Source organism: Chryseobacterium antibioticum, from assembly GCF_012927325.1.
Taxonomy (GTDB): domain Bacteria; phylum Bacteroidota; class Bacteroidia; order Flavobacteriales; family Weeksellaceae; genus Chryseobacterium; species Chryseobacterium antibioticum.
Genome location: NZ_JABBGI010000012.1, coordinates 114,548 through 132,510, shown reverse-complemented (window position 1 = coordinate 132,510; position 17,963 = coordinate 114,548). Strand labels below are relative to the sequence as shown.

Below are 17,963 nucleotides of genomic sequence, written 5' to 3'. Positions count from 1 at the left end.
TACATCTGAACGAAACGAAAAATTTCATTGTTCCATTGATACACTGTTATATTGGTAAATTAAAATATATTATGGAAAATTTTGAAACCTCCGCAATAAGAACTCAAACTGAAAGAACCCAGTTTGACGAACATTCTACACCGCTATATCTTACATCCAGTTTTATTTTTCAGGATGCAGAAGATATGAGAGCGAGCTTTGCTGAAGAAAAATCTAAAAACCTGTACAGCCGTTTTTCAAATCCGAATGTGACTGAATTCACAGATAAGATCGCTAAAATGGAAGGTGCCGAAGCAGGATATGCATTTGCAACCGGAATGGCGGCTATTTATTCCACATTTGCAACTTTACTGGATGCGGGCGACCATATCGTAAGCTGCCAGTCAGTTTTCGGATCTACCCATACTTTGTTTACGAAGTATTTCCCGAAATGGAATATTGAAACGACTTATTTCAAAGCCGAAGATGCGGAAAACGTTGAACAATACATTAAACCTAATACCAAAATCTTATACCTTGAAACGCCGACCAATCCGGCTATTGAAATTCTGGATCTTGAATTTTTTGGAAAAATTGCGAAAAAACACAATCTGATATTTGTTGTAGACAACTGTTTTGCAACACCTTACTTACAGCAACCTATTAAATATGGTGCAGATGTTGTTGTACATTCTGCCACGAAACTTATTGACGGACAGGGCAGGGTATTAGGAGGCGTAGCCGTAGGAAAAGCAGATCTGATCAGAGAAATCTATCTTTTTGCAAGAAATACGGGACCTGCTATGTCACCTTTCAACGCATGGGTATTGTCGAAAAGTCTGGAGACATTGGCTATCCGTGTAGAAAAGCATTGTGAGAATGCATTGAAGGTTGCAGAGTTTTTAGAAAGTCACCCAAATGTAGAGCTGACTAAATATCCGTTCTTAAAATCCCATCCGAGCTATGAAGTAGCAAAAAAGCAAATGAAATTGGGAGGTAACATTGTTGCATTCGAAATCAAAGGTGGAATAGAGGGCGGAAGAAATTTCCTGGATAAAATAAAAATGTGTTCACTTTCTGCCAATTTGGGAGATACAAGAACTATCGTAACACATCCTGCATCAACGACCCATTCAAAACTGACTGAGGAAGAAAGAAACGAAGTAGGAATTACGGCAGGGCTTGTACGCTGTTCAGTAGGTTTGGAACATATAGATGATATCATTGCTGATCTGAAGCAGGCTTTAGATTAATTGAGAATTAATAGTTAAAGTTTATACCTATGAGCAGAGATTATACACAACTTGAGGTTTGGAATGAAGGGAGAAAATTGGTGGTTCTGTTAGACAGTTTCATCCAAAAGAATCCCAAGAAAGAATGGTCTGATTTGACCGGCCATATCAGAAGAGCCGTTACTTCAGTGCCATCAAATATTGCTGAAGGATGCAAAAGCCAGACCTCAGAAGATACATTGCAGTTTCTGCATATTGCAGGAGGATCTTTGTATGAATTGGAAACTCAGCTTTATGGTTCCTTAGACCAGAACTATATCTCTAAGAAGGATTTTGAGAAGGTAACCTCAAAAATCCTTTTATGTAAAAAGCTAATCAGCGGATTTACCAATTATTATAAGAAAATAGAACATGAAAAATAGTAGACAAGACGCTCAACTTTTATCTCTTAATGCTCAACTTGAAAAGAGAATTCTCGTTCTGGATGGCGCTATGGGAACCATGCTTCAGCGTTATAAATTCGAGGAAGAAGACTATCGTGGAGAACGTTTCAAAGACTGGGAACATTCTGTGAAGGGTAATAATGACCTGCTTTCGCTGACCCAGCCTCAGGCCATCGAAGAAGTTCATAGAAAGTACCTTGAGGCCGGAGCAGATATCATAGAAACCAACACATTCTCGGGAACTACCATTGCGATGGCAGACTACCACATGGAAGAATTGGTATATGAACTGAACTATGAATCAGCGAAAATTGCCAGAAAAGTTTGTGATGAATTTACCGCTCAAAATCCTGATAAGCCAAGGTTTGTGGCTGGCTCCATAGGACCTACCAACAGAACGGCGAGTTTAAGTCCGGATGTTAACGATCCCGGCTACAGAGCCATCACTTTTGAAGAATTAAGAGTAGCATACAAACAGCAATGTGAAGCTTTGCTGGATGGAGGTTCAGATATCCTTTTGGTAGAAACCATTTTCGATACCCTGAATGCTAAAGCAGCATTGTTTGCCATTGATGAACTTCAGGAAGAAAGAAATATAGAAATTCCAATCATGGTTTCCGGGACGATTACAGATGCTTCTGGAAGAACATTAAGCGGGCAAACTGCCGAAGCGTTCCTGATCTCAATTTCCCACCTGAACTTATTAAGCGTAGGATTTAACTGTGCTTTAGGGGCAGATCAGCTCACGCCATATCTGGAAACTTTGGCCCATAACTCAGAATTCTATGTGTCTGCTTATCCAAATGCCGGACTTCCCAATGCTTTCGGGAAATATGACGAGACGCCGGAAGATATGGCAAGACAGATCAAGGAATATGTTGAGAAAAAATTGATCAATATTATTGGCGGATGCTGTGGTACAACTCCCGATCATATCAAAGCAATTTCGGATTTGGTGGCGCAATATCCGCCAAGAAAAGCAAAAGAATTTGTGTGATCAGGTAGTTTTTAATTAAAACAACAAATAGAAGCTGGCTTATAAAACGTTTCCGTTGTTGACAACTTTAAGCAGAGCTATAGATCTGCCGAGACCGAATGCGGACAGTGCCTATTATAATTTAGCAGAATAAAAAATTAATGAAATATTTAAGATTATCAGGCCTTGAGCCTCTTATCATAACACCGGAAAGTAATTTCATCAATGTTGGTGAAAGGACTAATGTTGCCGGTTCCAAAAAGTTTTTAAGACTGATAAAAGAGGAGAAATTCTCTGAAGCACTCGATATTGCCCGGAATCAGGTAGATGGAGGTGCCCAGATCCTTGATGTCAATTTTGATGACGGATTGATCGATGGAAAAGCATCGATGATCAAATTCCTGAATTTAATAGCTTCAGAGCCGGATATCGCAAGAATTCCGGTCATGATAGACTCTTCCAAATGGGAGATCCTGGAAGCTGGACTTCAGGTCGCACAGGGGAAATGTGTGGTGAACTCCATTAGCTTAAAAGGAGGGGAAGAAGAATTTATCAAACAGGCAAAAGCCGTCAAAAGATACGGTGCTGCAGTGATCGTAATGGCCTTTGATGAAGCAGGCCAGGCAGACAATTTTGATAGAAGACTAGAGATTTCCAAACGATCCTATGATATTTTGGTTAATCAAATTGGTTTTCCTGCAGAAGATATCATTTTCGACTTAAATATCTTCCCTGTGGCGACAGGAATGGATGAGCACAGAAGAAATGCCATTGATTTCATTGAAGCGACAAGATGGGTAAGACAAAACCTTCCTTACGCATCGGTGAGTGGAGGAGTAAGCAATGTTTCCTTCTCATTCCGTGGAAATGATACCGTAAGAGAAGCGATGCATTCTGTATTTCTTTACCATGCCATTCAGGCCGGGATGAATATCGGAATCGTAAACCCTTCCATGTTGGAGGTGTATGACGAGATCAACAAAGAACTTCTGGGCCTTGTAGAAGATGTGATCCTTGACAAGAGAGAAGATGCTACAGAAAGACTTTTAGATTATTCTGAAAAGAATAAATCTGTTAAAAAAGAAATAGTCGAAGAACTTGAATGGCGAACCAGGCCCCTACAGGAGAGAATTACACATTCTTTAGTAAAAGGAATCGACCGTTTTATAGAAGAAGATGTAGAGGAAGCCAGACAGGTTGCTGCAAAGCCACTTCATGTCATTGAAATTAATCTGATGACCGGAATGGGTGTTGTAGGAGATCTTTTCGGAAGCGGAAAAATGTTCCTTCCACAAGTGGTAAAATCTGCGAGGGTCATGAAAAAAGCAGTGGCTTACCTTCAACCCTTCATTGAAGATGAAAAAGACGGATCAAGACCCGCCAATGGAAAAATTCTGATGGCTACCGTAAAAGGTGATGTTCACGATATCGGAAAAAATATTGTGAGTGTTGTTTTGGGTTGTAATAATTATGAAATCGTTGATCTTGGAGTAATGGTTCCAGCAGAAAAAATTATTCAGGCTGCCATAGAACATAAGGTTGATGTGATCGGTTTGAGCGGACTGATTACACCAAGTCTTGATGAAATGGTATACATCGCTTCAGAATTAGAAAGACAAAATCTCAATTTTCCTTTATTGATCGGTGGTGCTACTACTTCAAAAGCACATACCGCTGTGAAAATAGATTTAAAATATAAAAATGCTGTAGTTCACGTTAATGATGCGTCTAGAGCGGTAAATGTTGTGAGTTCCTTATTGGGGGACAGAAATAAAGAATATGTGGATGATTTAAAAAGTGATTATTCTGATTTCAGAGAAAAATTCTTAAACAGACAGGTTGATAAAGACTATGTGTCCATTGAAGAAGCAAGAAAAAGTCATTTCAGTATCGACTGGGAAAATGAAGAGATCTTTACGCCGAATAATTTAGGTGTAACCGTACTGGAAGATCAGGATTTGAACGAATTGCTTCCTTTTATCGACTGGTCTCCGTTCTTCAGAAGCTGGGATCTTCACGGTAAATATCCGGATATTCTGGAAGATGAGGTGGTAGGAGTTCAGGCTAAAGAATTGTTTAAGGATGCACAGGTTATTTTAAAGAGAATTCTTGATGAAAAATTACTGAAGGCAAAAGCCATCTTTGGGATTTTTAAAGCCAATTCCAATGAAACGGATGACATTTTAATATTTAACGAAAATAATGAAGAACAGGCCCGGTTCCTGACTTTAAGACAGCAGGCACAACGTTCCAAAGGGAAAGAATATCTGGCATTAAGTGACTTCATTGCACCTCAGAGTTCAGGGAAAACTGATTATGTTGGGGCTTTTTGTGTCTGTACCGGATTCGGAACAGATGAACTTTCGGATGAATATGAAAAAGCCAATGACGATTATAATGCGATCATGGTAAAAGCTCTTGCAGACAGATTCGCAGAGGCCTACGCTGAATTTTTGCATAAAAAAGTAAGAACAGAATATTGGGGTTATGCCAACCAGGAAAGTCTGAGCAATGAAGATTTGATCGCAGAAAAATATAAAGGAGTCCGTCCTGCGCCAGGGTACCCTGCCTGCCCGGACCATTTGGAAAAGAAAACCATCTGGGATCTTTTAAAAGTAGAAGAAAATACAGGCGTTTTCCTTACCGAAAGCCTTGCGATGTTTCCTACGGCAGCCGTTTCCGGATATTATTTCGGAAGCCCGCATGCGAAATATTTCGGTCTCGGAAAAATTACGGAAGATCAGCTTAAAGATTATGCAGAAAGAAGAGGTTGCTCAATTGATGAAGCAAGAAGGTGGTTATCCCCAAATTTAGCTTAAAAAAGTTAAGGGTTGCGGTACCACCATTTGATGACTAACCGATAACTCATAAACTAGCTACCATCAACAAAGAAAATAACTAAACTATAAAATGAAGATCACTGAACACATTAAGAACGCAAACGGGAAAACCTTATTCTCCCTGGAAGTGGTTCCACCCCAGAAGGGAATTGGAATCGAAGATCTGTACACCAACATAGATCCGCTGATGGAGTTTAAGCCTCCTTTTATTGATGTCACTACGTCCAGAGAAGAATATATTTATCTTGATAAAGGGAACGGGCTCATGGAACGCCGTATCACAAGAATGCGTCCCGGAACCTTAGGGATTTGTGCCGCGATCCAGCATAAATATAATGTAGATACCGTTCCACACCTTCTTTGCGGAGGTTTCACCAAAGAAGAAACAGAATATCTGTTGGTAGACTGTATGTACCTCGGAATAGATAACATCATGGCTTTGAGAGGCGATGCTATGAAAGGACATCAGTACTTTGAACCTACACCGGGAGGTCACACCAGTGCCATGGATCTTGTTCATCAGATCAATGATTTAGGGAGAGGGAAATACCTTCATAATGATGAGCTAGCCTGTGACGAGCTCAATAAATTTTGTGTCGGAGTAGCAGGTTATCCTGAAAAGCATATGGAAGCGCCTTCTATGAATTATGATCTGAAATGGTTGAAACAAAAAGTAGATGCCGGAGCAGATTATATCGTTACCCAGATGTTTTTTGACAATAAAAGATTTATTGAATTTGTGACAAAAGCCAGAGAAATGGGAATTACAGTACCTATCATTCCAGGTATTAAACCCATTGCCACAAAAAAGCATTTAAAAATTCTACCACAGATATTCAAGATCGATCTTCCCGAAGAACTGATCAACGAAGTGGAAAAAGCCAAGAATAATGAAGCTGTAAAACAGATAGGAATAGAATGGGCCATTACCCAATGCAGGGAACTGCTTGATTTTGGAGTTCCTGTGATGCACTTTTACTCCATGGGGAAAAGCGACAATATAAAAAAAGTAGCTGGAGAGCTATTCTAATAGAGTGTCTAATGAAAGGAGCCCTGCTGTTGAATAAACGGCAGGGTTTTTTATTTAAAGGATAGGATGTCTTTCAAATTCTTTATCGCGGTCAAATAAATACCGATACGTAGCCAGTTTTCTAGTAACAGTTGTATCAAGACTCTCTGCTATTTTTATCATTTTAGGATTAAAATCTCCAATCCACTGAAGCTCCGTTGTTTTGAAATCCGTATGTTTTCTCAAATGCTGCGTTCCTTCCCAGATCATGTAGCCGTCAATCCCTTTCTTTTGCCATTCCGGAACCACACCGAAAACAAGGCCTACCATTTTTTCATTCTTGGTGAATTGTTTTATCCACAAAAATTTTAGCTTTTCCACAATTCCAAATCGGCCGTTCAGATATTTGAACCACTGGTTTACATCCGGAAGATTCATCCACATCGCAATAGGCTTTTCATTTTCATACACGAACCAGGAAATATGTTCATTGATGATGGGTCTCATCGTTTTGAACATTTTCAGAACCTTTGCTTCTTCCAGTTGCTTACCTTCTCCGTGACATGCCCAGGCCTGATTATAAATTTCTGTAAAATCTTTTGCGAATTTCGGTAGATCATTCTTTTTCATCGGCCTTGCGGAGATCGCGGGATTTCGGCTGTGCTTGGTATGCATCAGTGTAAAAATCCTGGAAACATCAGCGAAAATAGGTCGTGAAAAACAGAGTTGCTCAAAATACATCCTGAAGCCATAGTTTTCAAAAAGTTCTTTGTAGTAGGGAAAATTATAATTCATTCCAAACAGAGGTTCAGCGAACCCTTCCGTTAAAAGTCCCCAGAATTTATCCCGTTCCCCGAAATTGATCGGGCCGTCCATTGCTTCCATCCCTCTTTTCTGAAGCCACGTTTTGCAATGGTCAAAAATAAAATCGGCTGTTGTCTGATCATGGATACAGTCGAAAAATCCAATGCCTCCTGTCGGCTGTTTCTGCTCATAAAGAGGAGAGATGAAAACGGCCACTTTTCCTACCGTCTCATTCTGTTTATTTTTAAATAAGAACCTTGCACATTCTCCTTCCTGGAAAGATTTATTTTTTTCAGGATCAAAGATCTCTTCGATGTCCTGATTTCGGGGTCTTATATAGTTTTTGTCGTGCTGGTAAAGCTGGGCGGGAAATTCTAAAAATTTCTTTTTCTGGTTTTCGGTCTGTACTTCTTCGACAATAATCATAGGCTAAGTTGAGAATGGATAATGTTTTTCGTCCAAATTGAAATCGATGAACAGATTTTATCCGTATTTTTGTTGCAAATTAAATAAAAATGGTTGATTTTACCGATAACGACGATGATATTTTCACTGGAAAAGAACATACGCCTATTAGGAAAGATGCATTTGATAAATCGCCACAGGAAAAAATAGAAAAAATCACCGAACTTTTCGGTGAGATTATGGAAACACTGGGGATGGATATGACGGATGATTCTTTGAAGGATTCACCGATGCGTGTTGCCAAAATGTATGTGAATGAAATTTTTGGAGGACTTCTTCCTGAAAACAAACCGGGAATTTCCACGTTTTCCAATAAATACAAATACCGCCAGATGTTGGTGGAAAAGGATATTACCGTATATTCATTCTGTGAACACCACTTTCTGCCGATTATCGGAAGAGCCCACGTTGCCTATATTTCAAACGGGGAAGTGATTGGTCTTTCCAAGATCAACAGGATTGTGGATTATTATGCAAAAAGACCGCAGGTTCAGGAAAGACTGACGATGCAGATCGTAGATGCTTTGAAAGAGGCATTGGGCACTAAAGATGTGGCCTGTATTATTGATGCAAAACATTTATGCGTTAACTGCAGAGGAATAAAAGATACCGCAAGTTCTACCATCACGGCAGAATTGAGTGGTATTTTCAGAACCAATCCTATCACCAGACAGGAATTCCTGCATTATGTAGGAAGCCATGCTAAACTTGATTATTAGTAAACAGATGAACTACCAGATTCTTAAAAATATTGTGGATGCCGAACTTCAGAGATTTGAAACCATTTCTGAGGAAGAATGGGCGTATAAAATTTCGTCTGAAAAATGGTCTAAAAAAGAAATTTTAGGGCATCTTTGCGATAGTGCACTGACGAATATTAGAAGATTTGTAGTGACTCAGTATAAAGAAAATGATAATATTGTATATGATCAGGATTTTTGGGTGAAGGCGCAGAATTATCAGAATGTTCCGTTTTCAGAGGTCATCGGTCTTTGGAAATCGCTGAATCTTCAGATTGTTCATACCGTAGAAAATATTCCGGACGAAGCTCTGCAAAGAACCTGTGACACCACAAAAACGGTTCCTCAGGCATTCACACTGGAATATATTATCCAGGATTATATCGATCATCTGCAGTATCACTTAAAAGCAATTTAATAATGGTAATATTTAAAAAAGTGTCCAATAAAATTTTTCTCACGACAATTATTTGTTGTGGATAGAATTATTTTAACTAATTTTTAAATTCTTTAATCATTGAATCTTTTAATTTAAAAAAATGCAATTAAAATTATATAACTCTCTCACAGCAGAAAAAGAAATATTTAAACCCATTTTAGAAGGAAACGTTGGAATGTATGTCTGCGGACCTACCGTGTACAGCAATGTGCATTTGGGAAATGTAAGAACCTTCCTTTCCTTTGATTTTATCTACCGTACTCTGATCCATTTAGGGTATAAAGTAAGATATGTAAGAAACATCACCGATGCAGGCCACCTTACAGATGATGGAAATGTAGAAAACGACAGGTTCGTAAAGCAGACCCGTCTGGAAAAGCTTGAACCTATGGAAATCGTACAGAAATATACGGTGGATTTTCATAAAGTACTGGAAATGTTCAATCTACTTCCTCCCAATATTGAACCAACGGCGACTGGTCACATTGTAGAACAGATCGAGCTAACCCAAAAGCTTATCGAAAGAGGTTTCGCTTACGAAAGCAACGGTTCTGTTTATTTTGATGTTCTTGAATACAATAGGAGAGGACTGAATTATGGTGAACTTTCAAAACGTAATATAGAAGAGCTTTTTGCCAATACCCGTGATCTTGACGGACAGGGTGAAAAGAAAAACCCACAAGATTTTGCCTTATGGAAAAAAGCATCTCCTGCGCATATCATGAGATGGAATTCCCCTTGGGGCGAAGGTTTTCCGGGATGGCACCTGGAATGTACTGCTATGAGCACGAAATATTTAGGTGAAAAATTTGACATCCACGGTGGCGGAATGGACTTGAAATTCCCACACCACGAATGTGAAATTGCACAAGGAAAAGCTTGCAATGATACCGCTCCGGTTAATTACTGGATGCACGCCAATATGCTAACGATGAATGCCCAGCGTATGAGTAAATCTACAGGGAACTATATTCTTCCGATGCAGTTGGTGACTGGAGAAAACGACTTCTTTGAAAAACCTTTCCATCCTACCATCGTGCGTTTTTGCTTCCTGCAGGCACACTACAGAAGTGTGCTGGATATTTCCAATGATGCGATGATTGCGAGCGAAAAAGGTTTTATCAGATTAATGGAAGCCATTAAAGTATTGAACTCTATCACTCCGGATAACGAAAAACAATCTGGCTTTGATCTTAAAGAGTGGAAAAACAAAGCTTATGATGCTTTAACCGATGATTTCAATTCTCCGGTTCTGATCGCTCATTTATTTGAAGCGGTAAAATATATTTTCGCTTTAAATGATGAGAAAGAGACGATCTCTGCTGAGGATCTTGAAGATTTAAAGTCAATGTTGAACGCATTTGTATTTGATGTTTTAGGACTTCAGAATATTGAAGAAAACAATAACGAGAAACTTGATCAGACTTTAAAAGTTTTAATTGAACTGAGAAATCAGGCTAGAAAATCAAAAAACTTTGACCTTTCAGATCAGATCAGAGATAAACTGCTTGCTGAAGGCATTGAACTGAAAGACGGAAGAGACGGAACAAGTTACGTTCTGAATTAAATCTCAAAATAAATCATACCGCTCCCGCTGATGGCGTGGATTCTACAGATCATCTTATACAATCTGTTGTAATCCGTATAATCAGCGGGAGTTTTTTTGTTGTGAGACCAATGATTTTGCCTTACTGATTCACAAAAGACACCAATATACGGGACATTAAGTAGCGAGATTTGTGGAAATATTTGTAGAATTCGTGTTTAAAAATTGAAATTATCATAATTTCAACGTTTATATTGAATGATTATAAATGTTATGTGAATACTTGTATTTTTTTATGATTCAATGATTTAATTGTGTAACTTAGTTATACTAAAATGATTATGAATCTAAATTCTACATTGTATGAAAAAACATTTATTCCCTCTTTTCCTGTTTGTGCTAAGTGCTAATGTTCAGGCACAGCAGAATTTTTTTGCAATCGCAGGAAAGGATACTTCCAGTATTGTTTTCAGTGATTTCCGTGTGATGGATGCGGTCAACGGTACTTCCGGAGAAAAACTGTTCTCAGCTGATGCTAGGGCAAAAGTATTTTCTCAGGAAAGGAAAGGTCAGGTGTCTGAGGATAAGAATTCTTACAGTCATTCTCAGGCAGTTACCATGGCGGCTCTGGCCTATGATCCATCCAATAACAATCTGGTGTATATGCCGATGTTTTCCTCCAATATTTATGTTTTAAATGCTAAAACTAAAGAAATTACTCTGGTGGAGAATACTGTGGCAAGAGTAACATCCTGTGATATCAATTCCCATATCACAAGAATGGCTACGGGATATGACGGAAATATTTATGCTCTTAACAACGCAGGAACACAGCTGCTTCAGATCAGCAGAAAAGGAAGTCAGTACACAGTCAGTGACCTTGGGATTATTAAAGATGATGCTTCCAATGGGAAAAATTCATTCACAGCAATGGAAACAGGTTTCGGAGGCGACATGATAGTGGATGCTGAAAATAACTTTTATATTTTTTCGGCTTCAGGAAATGTTTTTAAAGTAACAACAAAAGAACTGAAGGCAAAATTTGTGGGTAAGATTTCCGGTATTCCTGAAAATTATTCTGTGAACGGATCTGCTGTTAATGCCAAAGGAAAAGTAATCATTGCAAGTGCTAAAGGAGACAGCTTATATGAAGTAGACCTGCTGACTCTTCAGGCAAAAGCTCTTCCCGGAGGAGAAAAGCCTCATATTTATGATCTTGCCAGCAGATATTTTGCCAATGACAGAACTTCTTCAGTAAATACATTGGCTAATATTGATATTTATCCGACTAGAGTAGATGAACATTTTATCAACGTTAATGTAAATGATAAAGCTGTAAAAGGAAATTTAAAGCTTAGTGTTTTTGATATTTCCGGGAAAAATGTGATGGAACAGAATCTGTCTGTGAAAGACGGTTCACTCAATCAGCAGGTGTATCTCAAAAATTTAGTCAATGGAGCTTATATTGTAAGCATTACAAATGAATCGGGAAAATCAATATTAAGTAAAAAAATTATTGTTATAGAATAACAGCTTAGATTATTGATATAAATTCCTCTAACTCTAATAAATTATAAAGCCTTTTCAAGTTATTTTGAAAAGGTTTTTTTAATGATTATTTGATCTTCAATAAGTTTTGTTTTTCGATATTAAAATGTATTTTTATAAAAAAATATAGATGAAGCTATACTTTAATGTAGGATATAATGCAAAGGCCGGACAGAATCTGCAGCTCCTGATTGTGGATGAGGAAGGTGCTGTTGTCCAAACTCATATCCTGCTTTATTCAGAAAACGGCATCTGGAAATGTGAAGTAGATTATTTCTCAAAATCAATCTCATATAAATATCAGCTTACCGATGAAAAAGGCAATATTCTTAGAGAGGAATTTGTGCTGCATAATCTTAATTTCCCTCATAACTACAAAGAGTTTATTATTTTTGATGAATGGAATAATAAGAATTTCCCAGAGAATTATTTAAACAATAAAATTCTTTATAATAAGCTTAATCAGTTTGTTCCCGAAAAAGCAGTGGTTTTAAAAAAGCACACCCATTTATTCAGGATCGAAGCTCCTGTTTACAATCCGGACTGGAAAATTGTATTGTTTGGCAATACAGCATCTTTAGGAAACTGGAATTATGAAAAAGTAATCCATCTTTCACAGACTGATTTTGGAATCTGGGAAGCTTCCGTTGAAATTCCTGAAAATGAGTTTATCCAGTTTAAGTATTGCCTCTACAGCAAAAAAGAAGGAAAAATTATAGATGTTGAGACTGGTGAAAATAGGTTCACTGTCGCCAATCAGCTTAAAGATGTGCTGCAGATTGTTTCCAGCCATTATTTTAAATTCAAGTCTTATCATATGTATCATGATGCTGGTGTGGCAGTTCCTGTATTTTCTTTAAGAAGCGAGAATGGTTTTGGAGTAGGAGAATTTGCCGATCTTAAAAAATTAGCCGATTGGACGAAGGAAACCAACTTGGGGATTATCCAGATCCTTCCAATTAATGATACTACAGCCAATTATTCCTGGACAGATTCTTATCCTTACGCAGCTGTTTCTGTTTATGCATTACATCCGCAGTATATTTCCGTAGAAAATCTTGATTTCGCTTTACCGGAAGAATTAGTTTCTGAATATCAGTCTGAAAAAGAAGAATTAAACGCTCTTGGCTTGGTTGATTATGAAAAAATGATCAAAGGCAAATGGAAGTTTTTAACAGCGGTTTTCACTACAGAGAAAGAGAAAATCTATAAGGATAGGAACTTTAAGAAATTTATAAAAGACAACGATTACTGGCTGACTCCTTACGCCGCATTCTGTGTGCTTAGAGACAAATATAAAACTCCGAATTTCAACGACTGGAAAACCCATAAAAAATATATTGCAGGAAAAATTTCACAGTTTTTCACTACAAAAAGTAAAGATTATGATGCTTCCATGCTTCATGCCTGGGTGCAGTATCAGCTTCATTTACAGCTGAAAGATGCCGTAGATTATACCCACAGCTTAGGAGTGTCCTTGAAAGGAGATCTTCCGATCGGTATTTACAGATATTCTGTTGAAGCGTGGACGGAACCTGAGCTTTTCGGAATGGATTTCCAGGCCGGAGCACCGCCGGACCAGTTTACAGAGCTGGGACAGAACTGGGAATTCCCGACATACAATTGGGAAGCGATGAAGGAAGATGATTACCGTTGGTGGAAAAACAGGTTTAAAGCGCTTGAGCAGTATTTCGATGCCATGAGAATCGATCATATTTTAGGTTTTTTCAGAATCTGGAGGATGCCGATTTCTGCTACACAGGGGATTTTAGGGTATTTTTATCCCGCGGTTCCAATTGTTCTTAATGAGTTTAAAGCTAGACATATTCCTTTTGAGTTCAACAGATATTGTAAGCCTTTCATCAATGAAAGAATCTTGTGGGAATATTTTGGGGAAGACAGTAGTAAAGTTTTTGAATTTATTAACAGCAACAATGACGGTACATACTCATTCAAAGAAGAATTTGATACCCAGAGAAAGCTGGCAGAATTTTTCAAAAAGAACCCGAAAGGCTCTATAGAAAAAAAGCTGATCTCTTTATGTGCTAATGTTTTGTTCCTTACCGAGGAAAGAAACGGTGAAACAGTGTATCATCCAAGGTTTAATGTGTACAATACCGATTCCTATACCTATCTTTCAGAATGGGAAAGGAAGGCGATTTATGAGCTGTACCATGATTATTTCTTCAGAAGACAGGATCATCTGTGGTATGAGAAAGCGATGGAAAAGCTGCCGGTTATTCTGAATGCTACAAAAATGCTGATCTGTGGTGAAGACCTGGGAATGGTTCCCGCATGCGTACCAGTGGCGATGGATGAACTGGCTATTATTGCGTTGAAAGTACAGCGTATGCCGTCAGATAATATTCCGTTTTACAATCCTAAAAATGCGGATTATATGAATGTGGTTACGGCTTCTTCCCATGACAGTTCTACGCTGAGACAGTGGTGGAAGGAAGATCCGGCATTGACACAGAAATATTTTAACCAGCAGCTGATCCAGTATGGAAAAGCTCCTGAGGAAATGAATTCTCATCTTGCTGAAATTATTATGAAGCAACATCTTTATAATGATGCGATGCTGGCCATTTTCCCGATTCAAGAGTTCCTGGCAACGGATCCGGAGCTTACCAACCCGAATATGGACAATGAAAGAATCAATAATCCTGCAGTTTTCCCACATTACTGGCGATACAGGATGCATCTGAAGCTTGAGGATCTGAAAGAAAAGGAAATGTTCAATAAAAAAATTGCCTCTTGGATAAAAGATAGTGGAAGAGCGTAAATTTAACATTTGATTATCAATTGGTTAACTATAATTTAAAAGAAGTTTGATCTTAGGATTTAACTTCTTTTTTTTATTTATATCCAAAAGATAGAATGGAGATATTCTACTATATACTAACCAATTAACGACTATAGAGATGAAAAAAATACTTTTGGGATTTGCCTTGGGACTGGCAGCTTTGTCTTCCGCCCAGCAGTATCCAAATAATAACGGATGGGGAGATGACGGATATTATCAGAATGGAGGAGGTTACAGTGATGAAGATGACAGAAATTATTTCCCGGATGATTATTATTACAACTATCCTCAGGATTATTATCCAGGCGATTATTATCAGGGATATTATAATGATTACAGAAACAGCATCACCAATATCAACTGGAATGTCTTTTTTAGAGAAAACAGGCTGGACCGATGGCAGATGGATCAGATCTTAAGTTTAAATAATCTGTATGTGAATTTTTCTACATGGGATAATTTTTACAGATATAATCCGGACAGATGGTATTATGACAGATTTTTTGCCCTGCAAAGAATTTTGGGACCAAGGGTATTTGTTGTTTTCCAAAATAATTATTATCGCGGAACAAATCCGATCGCCTATTTCCAGAATTACAGAAGAACGTATTATGCACCGAGATATGCAGTAATGCCGAGATACAGAAATGTAAATATCAATGTGTACAGGGTAGACAGGTCAAGGTTTAGAAGAATGGATAATCCAACCTTCAATGTAATCAGAACGAGTGACAGACCGAATAGCGGATTCAGAGGATCTGTAAGAGATGGCAGTTCTTCGGGAGGTTTCCGTAATCAGGCAGATAATGGAGGAAGGTATGAGCATTCAGGCAGTTTCCGTAATGATAATAATGGAGTAAGGAATAACGGCGGCGGATTCAGAGGGAATTCTCAAAATAACGGAACCAGAGGCGGACTTGGAAATAATGGAGGCTTCAGAGGAAATAATGACGTGAAAAGAGAAAATACTCCGAGAAGAGAAAATAACAACGGAGGATTTAGAGGAAACAATGGCGGTTCCAGATCTGAACGTTCAAATTCGAGCCCACAGAATAGCAACAATGGTGGCTTCAGAAGCAAATTAGTAAGCAGATAATAATTTTCATATATTATATTTAAGTGGTGTGAAGGGCGGATTTTAGGATCTGTCCTTTTTATTTTTACGCTTTATGATTTTAGTATTAAAATTTAACATTTTTTATGAATAGTTTGTTTTAACTTATCTTTTAACTATTAATCAAAAAGGTATATAATAATTAATTAAATATTTTTTAAGATGAAAAAATTAGTTTTAGCAATAGCATTTATTGGAATAGGAGGTTTTGCAATGGCGCAACAAACAACGACAACTCCACAGGACAAGCAGGCAAGAAGAGCAGAGATGCATCAAAAAAGGCAGCAAAAGCAACAGGAGCATATGGATCAGATGCAGAAAGATCTTAACCTGAACCAGTCGCAGGTAGCTCAGATAAAAGCACTTCATGAAAAGAGAAAGTCTGAAATGAAAGCTGACTTTGACAAGAACAAGGAGGCTAGACAGGCCAAGATGGAGGATATGAAAGCTAAAAGAGCTCAGATGGATGCAGATATGAAGAAGATTCTGACTTCTGATCAGTATAATAAATGGCAGGCCGATAGAAATGCTAAAATGGAGCAGAGAAAGACAGCCATGAAGGATAGAAAAATGATGAGAAAGCCTATGAATACTGCGGCTCCGGAAGCAAAATAAGCGTTCATAATTTTGATTTTTTAATGTATGAAGGACGGGGAAATACCCGTCCTTTTTGTATTAATTTTCATTAAAACTTTTGATTTCGGGCTTTTATTGCTTATTTTTGACTATAAATTTATACTTATGATCAGCGAAAAAATTGCAACGTTAATTAACGAACAGATAGCTCACGAACAATATGCAGCACAATATTACCTTTCAATGTCTGCCTGGTTTTCAGGAAAAGATCTTGATGGTATTGCGAACTATTTCAGAGTTCAGAGCAAGGAAGAATTGATGCATGCGGATAAAATGTTTGATTTTTTAAATGATGTAGGCGGAGAGATCATCATCGGAGAAATTGCAAAACCTCCTCATGAATTCGAAAATGCTACTGATATTTTCGAAAAAGCATTGGAGCACGAGAAAAAAGTAACAAGAAGTATCTTCAACATCGTAAAAAATGCTAATGATGAAGGTGATTTTGCAACAACATCTTTTATGCAGTGGTTCATCAACGAACAGGTAGAAGAAGAGGCTAGTGCTTCGCAGTATGTGACAAAAATCAAGATGGTTTGCGATAATCCATCTGCACTCTATCTTTTTGATCAGGAATTATCTCAAAGAGTTTTTGTGCCGGCTGCAAAAGCTTAAGCAAATATATTGTACAAACATCCCCGGCGTTCGAAGAACGCCGGGGATGTTTTGTTTTAAGGATATTCTGAAGTTATCCATAAAAATTCATGAAAATGATGGGTAATTGTGGATAATATCTATAATTTTTAATTTGTTTATTTCTTTTATTTGTAGGTGTTTGTGCGGTGTTTTAAGAGTTATCCACATTGCTTTGTGGAAAACTATTTTAAGGATTAAATCTTTCTATTTCTTATAATGCGTCATAGTATATAAAGGGTAGTCTACCTTTTAGATAAAGGTCAAAAAGAGAAAGCTTACCAAGAATTTTAGCATTTTCTTATTGTAGTTTTGTCAAAGGCATTTCATTATTTCCTGGATTGATAAAATATATAGGATTTCCAGAAATATAGAATTGATCATCAGATTTTTCGATAAAGATTGTTCCCATACCATTTTCAAATGAAGAATTATAGATGATTTTTATTTTATCTTTATTAATTATTTCAGCTTTGATATTAGAATAACTTTCTTTATTTCCATCTTCATTAATATTAACTGAAATATTGTCCAACGATTTTATAATAATATCAAAAGCTGTTTTAGCATTGTCTCTGTTAATGGCCTCAGCATGATAAGTTCCATTCCACTCTTTATTTAAACCAAATTCTTTTGAGGTTGTATTTGTATTGGTCTTTTCCTGCACCTTGCTACAAGAAAACATGCTTGATAAGCATAAAATTAGTATTAAATTTTTCATTTTCGTTATGAAAGGTTTCCTGTGTAGATAGC

Annotated in this window: 15 protein-coding genes; 13 read left to right on the top strand and 2 right to left on the bottom strand. The window is 37.6% G+C overall.

The annotated features are described in order from the left end of the window. The first annotated feature begins 71 nt into the window (after positions 1-71). The 5 genes from HHL23_RS11105 (at position 72) to metF (ending at position 6,500) form a co-directional block, all read left to right on the top strand. Entirely contained in the window at positions 72-1,232 is a 1,161-nt protein-coding gene (locus tag HHL23_RS11105; protein WP_169234872.1) for an O-succinylhomoserine sulfhydrylase, read from the top strand. A gap of 29 nt (positions 1,233-1,261) precedes the next feature. Further along, the gene (locus HHL23_RS11100) at positions 1,262-1,633 is read left to right on the top strand and encodes a four helix bundle protein (protein WP_169234871.1); all 372 of its coding nucleotides are present in this window, start codon (positions 1,262-1,264) and stop codon (positions 1,631-1,633) included. After that, the gene (locus tag HHL23_RS11095) at positions 1,623-2,651 is read left to right on the top strand and encodes a homocysteine S-methyltransferase family protein (RefSeq protein WP_169234870.1); all 1,029 of its coding nucleotides are present in this window, start codon (positions 1,623-1,625) and stop codon (positions 2,649-2,651) included. The genes HHL23_RS11100 and HHL23_RS11095 overlap by 11 nt, the downstream gene beginning before the upstream one ends. Before the next feature lie 140 nt (positions 2,652-2,791). Then, entirely contained in the window at positions 2,792-5,449 is a 2,658-nt protein-coding gene (metH, locus tag HHL23_RS11090; RefSeq protein WP_169234869.1) for a methionine synthase, read from the top strand. Between the two features lie 91 nt (positions 5,450-5,540). Beyond that, positions 5,541-6,500, top strand: coding sequence for a methylenetetrahydrofolate reductase [NAD(P)H] (gene metF / locus HHL23_RS11085; protein WP_169234868.1), 960 nt, complete (start codon positions 5,541-5,543; stop codon positions 6,498-6,500). A gap of 54 nt (positions 6,501-6,554) precedes the next feature. Here the strand turns inward: metF and HHL23_RS11080 are convergent, their stop codons facing one another. After that, a complete protein-coding gene (locus HHL23_RS11080; protein ID WP_169234867.1) occupies positions 6,555-7,709 on the bottom strand; it encodes a hypothetical protein in 1,155 nt (384 codons plus the stop codon). A gap of 89 nt (positions 7,710-7,798) precedes the next feature. Here HHL23_RS11080 and folE point away from each other — a divergent pair, with 89 nt between their 5' ends. From folE to HHL23_RS11040, 8 genes are all read left to right on the top strand, one after another. Continuing rightward, positions 7,799-8,467: a GTP cyclohydrolase I FolE gene (gene folE, locus HHL23_RS11075; protein ID WP_169234866.1), complete on the top strand. Its 669-nt coding sequence runs from the start codon at positions 7,799-7,801 to the stop codon at positions 8,465-8,467. A gap of 7 nt (positions 8,468-8,474) precedes the next feature. Then, positions 8,475-8,906 (top strand): DinB family protein, encoded by a 432-nt coding sequence (locus HHL23_RS11070; protein ID WP_169234865.1) that lies wholly within the window; start codon positions 8,475-8,477, stop codon positions 8,904-8,906. 121 nt (positions 8,907-9,027) lie between these two features. Further along, positions 9,028-10,494 carry a cysteine--tRNA ligase gene (gene cysS, locus HHL23_RS11065; RefSeq protein ID WP_169234864.1) on the top strand — a complete coding sequence of 489 codons (1,467 nt, stop codon included), beginning with the start codon at positions 9,028-9,030 and terminating at the stop codon, positions 10,492-10,494. A gap of 342 nt (positions 10,495-10,836) precedes the next feature. After that, on the top strand, positions 10,837-12,003 hold the full coding sequence (locus HHL23_RS11060) for a T9SS type A sorting domain-containing protein (protein WP_169234863.1): 1,167 nt from the start codon (positions 10,837-10,839) through the stop codon (positions 12,001-12,003). 148 nt (positions 12,004-12,151) lie between these two features. Beyond that, a complete protein-coding gene (locus tag HHL23_RS11055) occupies positions 12,152-14,806 on the top strand; it encodes a 4-alpha-glucanotransferase (protein WP_169234862.1) in 2,655 nt (884 codons plus the stop codon). Between the two features lie 139 nt (positions 14,807-14,945). Further along, on the top strand, positions 14,946-15,923 hold the full coding sequence (locus HHL23_RS11050) for a hypothetical protein (RefSeq protein ID WP_169234861.1): 978 nt from the start codon (positions 14,946-14,948) through the stop codon (positions 15,921-15,923). 180 nt (positions 15,924-16,103) lie between these two features. Continuing rightward, entirely contained in the window at positions 16,104-16,556 is a 453-nt protein-coding gene (locus HHL23_RS11045; RefSeq protein ID WP_169234860.1) for a hypothetical protein, read from the top strand. 126 nt (positions 16,557-16,682) lie between these two features. Continuing rightward, positions 16,683-17,192, top strand: coding sequence for a ferritin (locus HHL23_RS11040; RefSeq protein ID WP_169234859.1), 510 nt, complete (start codon positions 16,683-16,685; stop codon positions 17,190-17,192). 319 nt (positions 17,193-17,511) lie between these two features. On the opposite strand, the gene HHL23_RS11035 is transcribed toward HHL23_RS11040, so the two are convergent. Further along, positions 17,512-17,931 carry a hypothetical protein gene (locus HHL23_RS11035; RefSeq protein ID WP_169234858.1) on the bottom strand — a complete coding sequence of 140 codons (420 nt, stop codon included), beginning with the start codon at positions 17,929-17,931 and terminating at the stop codon, positions 17,512-17,514. Positions 17,932-17,963 lie beyond the last annotated feature (32 nt).

What these genes read in the sequence shown, in the direction of transcription:
- HHL23_RS11070 (WP_169234865.1), top strand. Translation starts at nt 8,475, where the DNA reads ATGAACTACCAGATTCTTAAAAATATTGTGGATGCCGAACTTCAGAGA.
- HHL23_RS11080 (WP_169234867.1), bottom strand. Translation starts at nt 7,709, where the DNA reads ATGATTATTGTCGAAGAAGTACAGACCGAAAACCAGAAAAAGAAATTT.
- HHL23_RS11040 (WP_169234859.1), top strand. Translation starts at nt 16,683, where the DNA reads ATGATCAGCGAAAAAATTGCAACGTTAATTAACGAACAGATAGCTCAC.
- HHL23_RS11095 (WP_169234870.1), top strand. Translation starts at nt 1,623, where the DNA reads ATGAAAAATAGTAGACAAGACGCTCAACTTTTATCTCTTAATGCTCAA.
- HHL23_RS11060 (WP_169234863.1), top strand. Translation starts at nt 10,837, where the DNA reads ATGAAAAAACATTTATTCCCTCTTTTCCTGTTTGTGCTAAGTGCTAAT.
- HHL23_RS11035 (WP_169234858.1), bottom strand. Translation starts at nt 17,931, where the DNA reads ATGAAAAATTTAATACTAATTTTATGCTTATCAAGCATGTTTTCTTGT.
- HHL23_RS11100 (WP_169234871.1), top strand. Translation starts at nt 1,262, where the DNA reads ATGAGCAGAGATTATACACAACTTGAGGTTTGGAATGAAGGGAGAAAA.
- HHL23_RS11055 (WP_169234862.1), top strand. Translation starts at nt 12,152, where the DNA reads ATGAAGCTATACTTTAATGTAGGATATAATGCAAAGGCCGGACAGAAT.
- folE (WP_169234866.1), top strand. Translation starts at nt 7,799, where the DNA reads ATGGTTGATTTTACCGATAACGACGATGATATTTTCACTGGAAAAGAA.
- metF (WP_169234868.1), top strand. Translation starts at nt 5,541, where the DNA reads ATGAAGATCACTGAACACATTAAGAACGCAAACGGGAAAACCTTATTC.
- HHL23_RS11105 (WP_169234872.1), top strand. Translation starts at nt 72, where the DNA reads ATGGAAAATTTTGAAACCTCCGCAATAAGAACTCAAACTGAAAGAACC.
- HHL23_RS11050 (WP_169234861.1), top strand. Translation starts at nt 14,946, where the DNA reads ATGAAAAAAATACTTTTGGGATTTGCCTTGGGACTGGCAGCTTTGTCT.
- cysS (WP_169234864.1), top strand. Translation starts at nt 9,028, where the DNA reads ATGCAATTAAAATTATATAACTCTCTCACAGCAGAAAAAGAAATATTT.
- metH (WP_169234869.1), top strand. Translation starts at nt 2,792, where the DNA reads ATGAAATATTTAAGATTATCAGGCCTTGAGCCTCTTATCATAACACCG.
- HHL23_RS11045 (WP_169234860.1), top strand. Translation starts at nt 16,104, where the DNA reads ATGAAAAAATTAGTTTTAGCAATAGCATTTATTGGAATAGGAGGTTTT.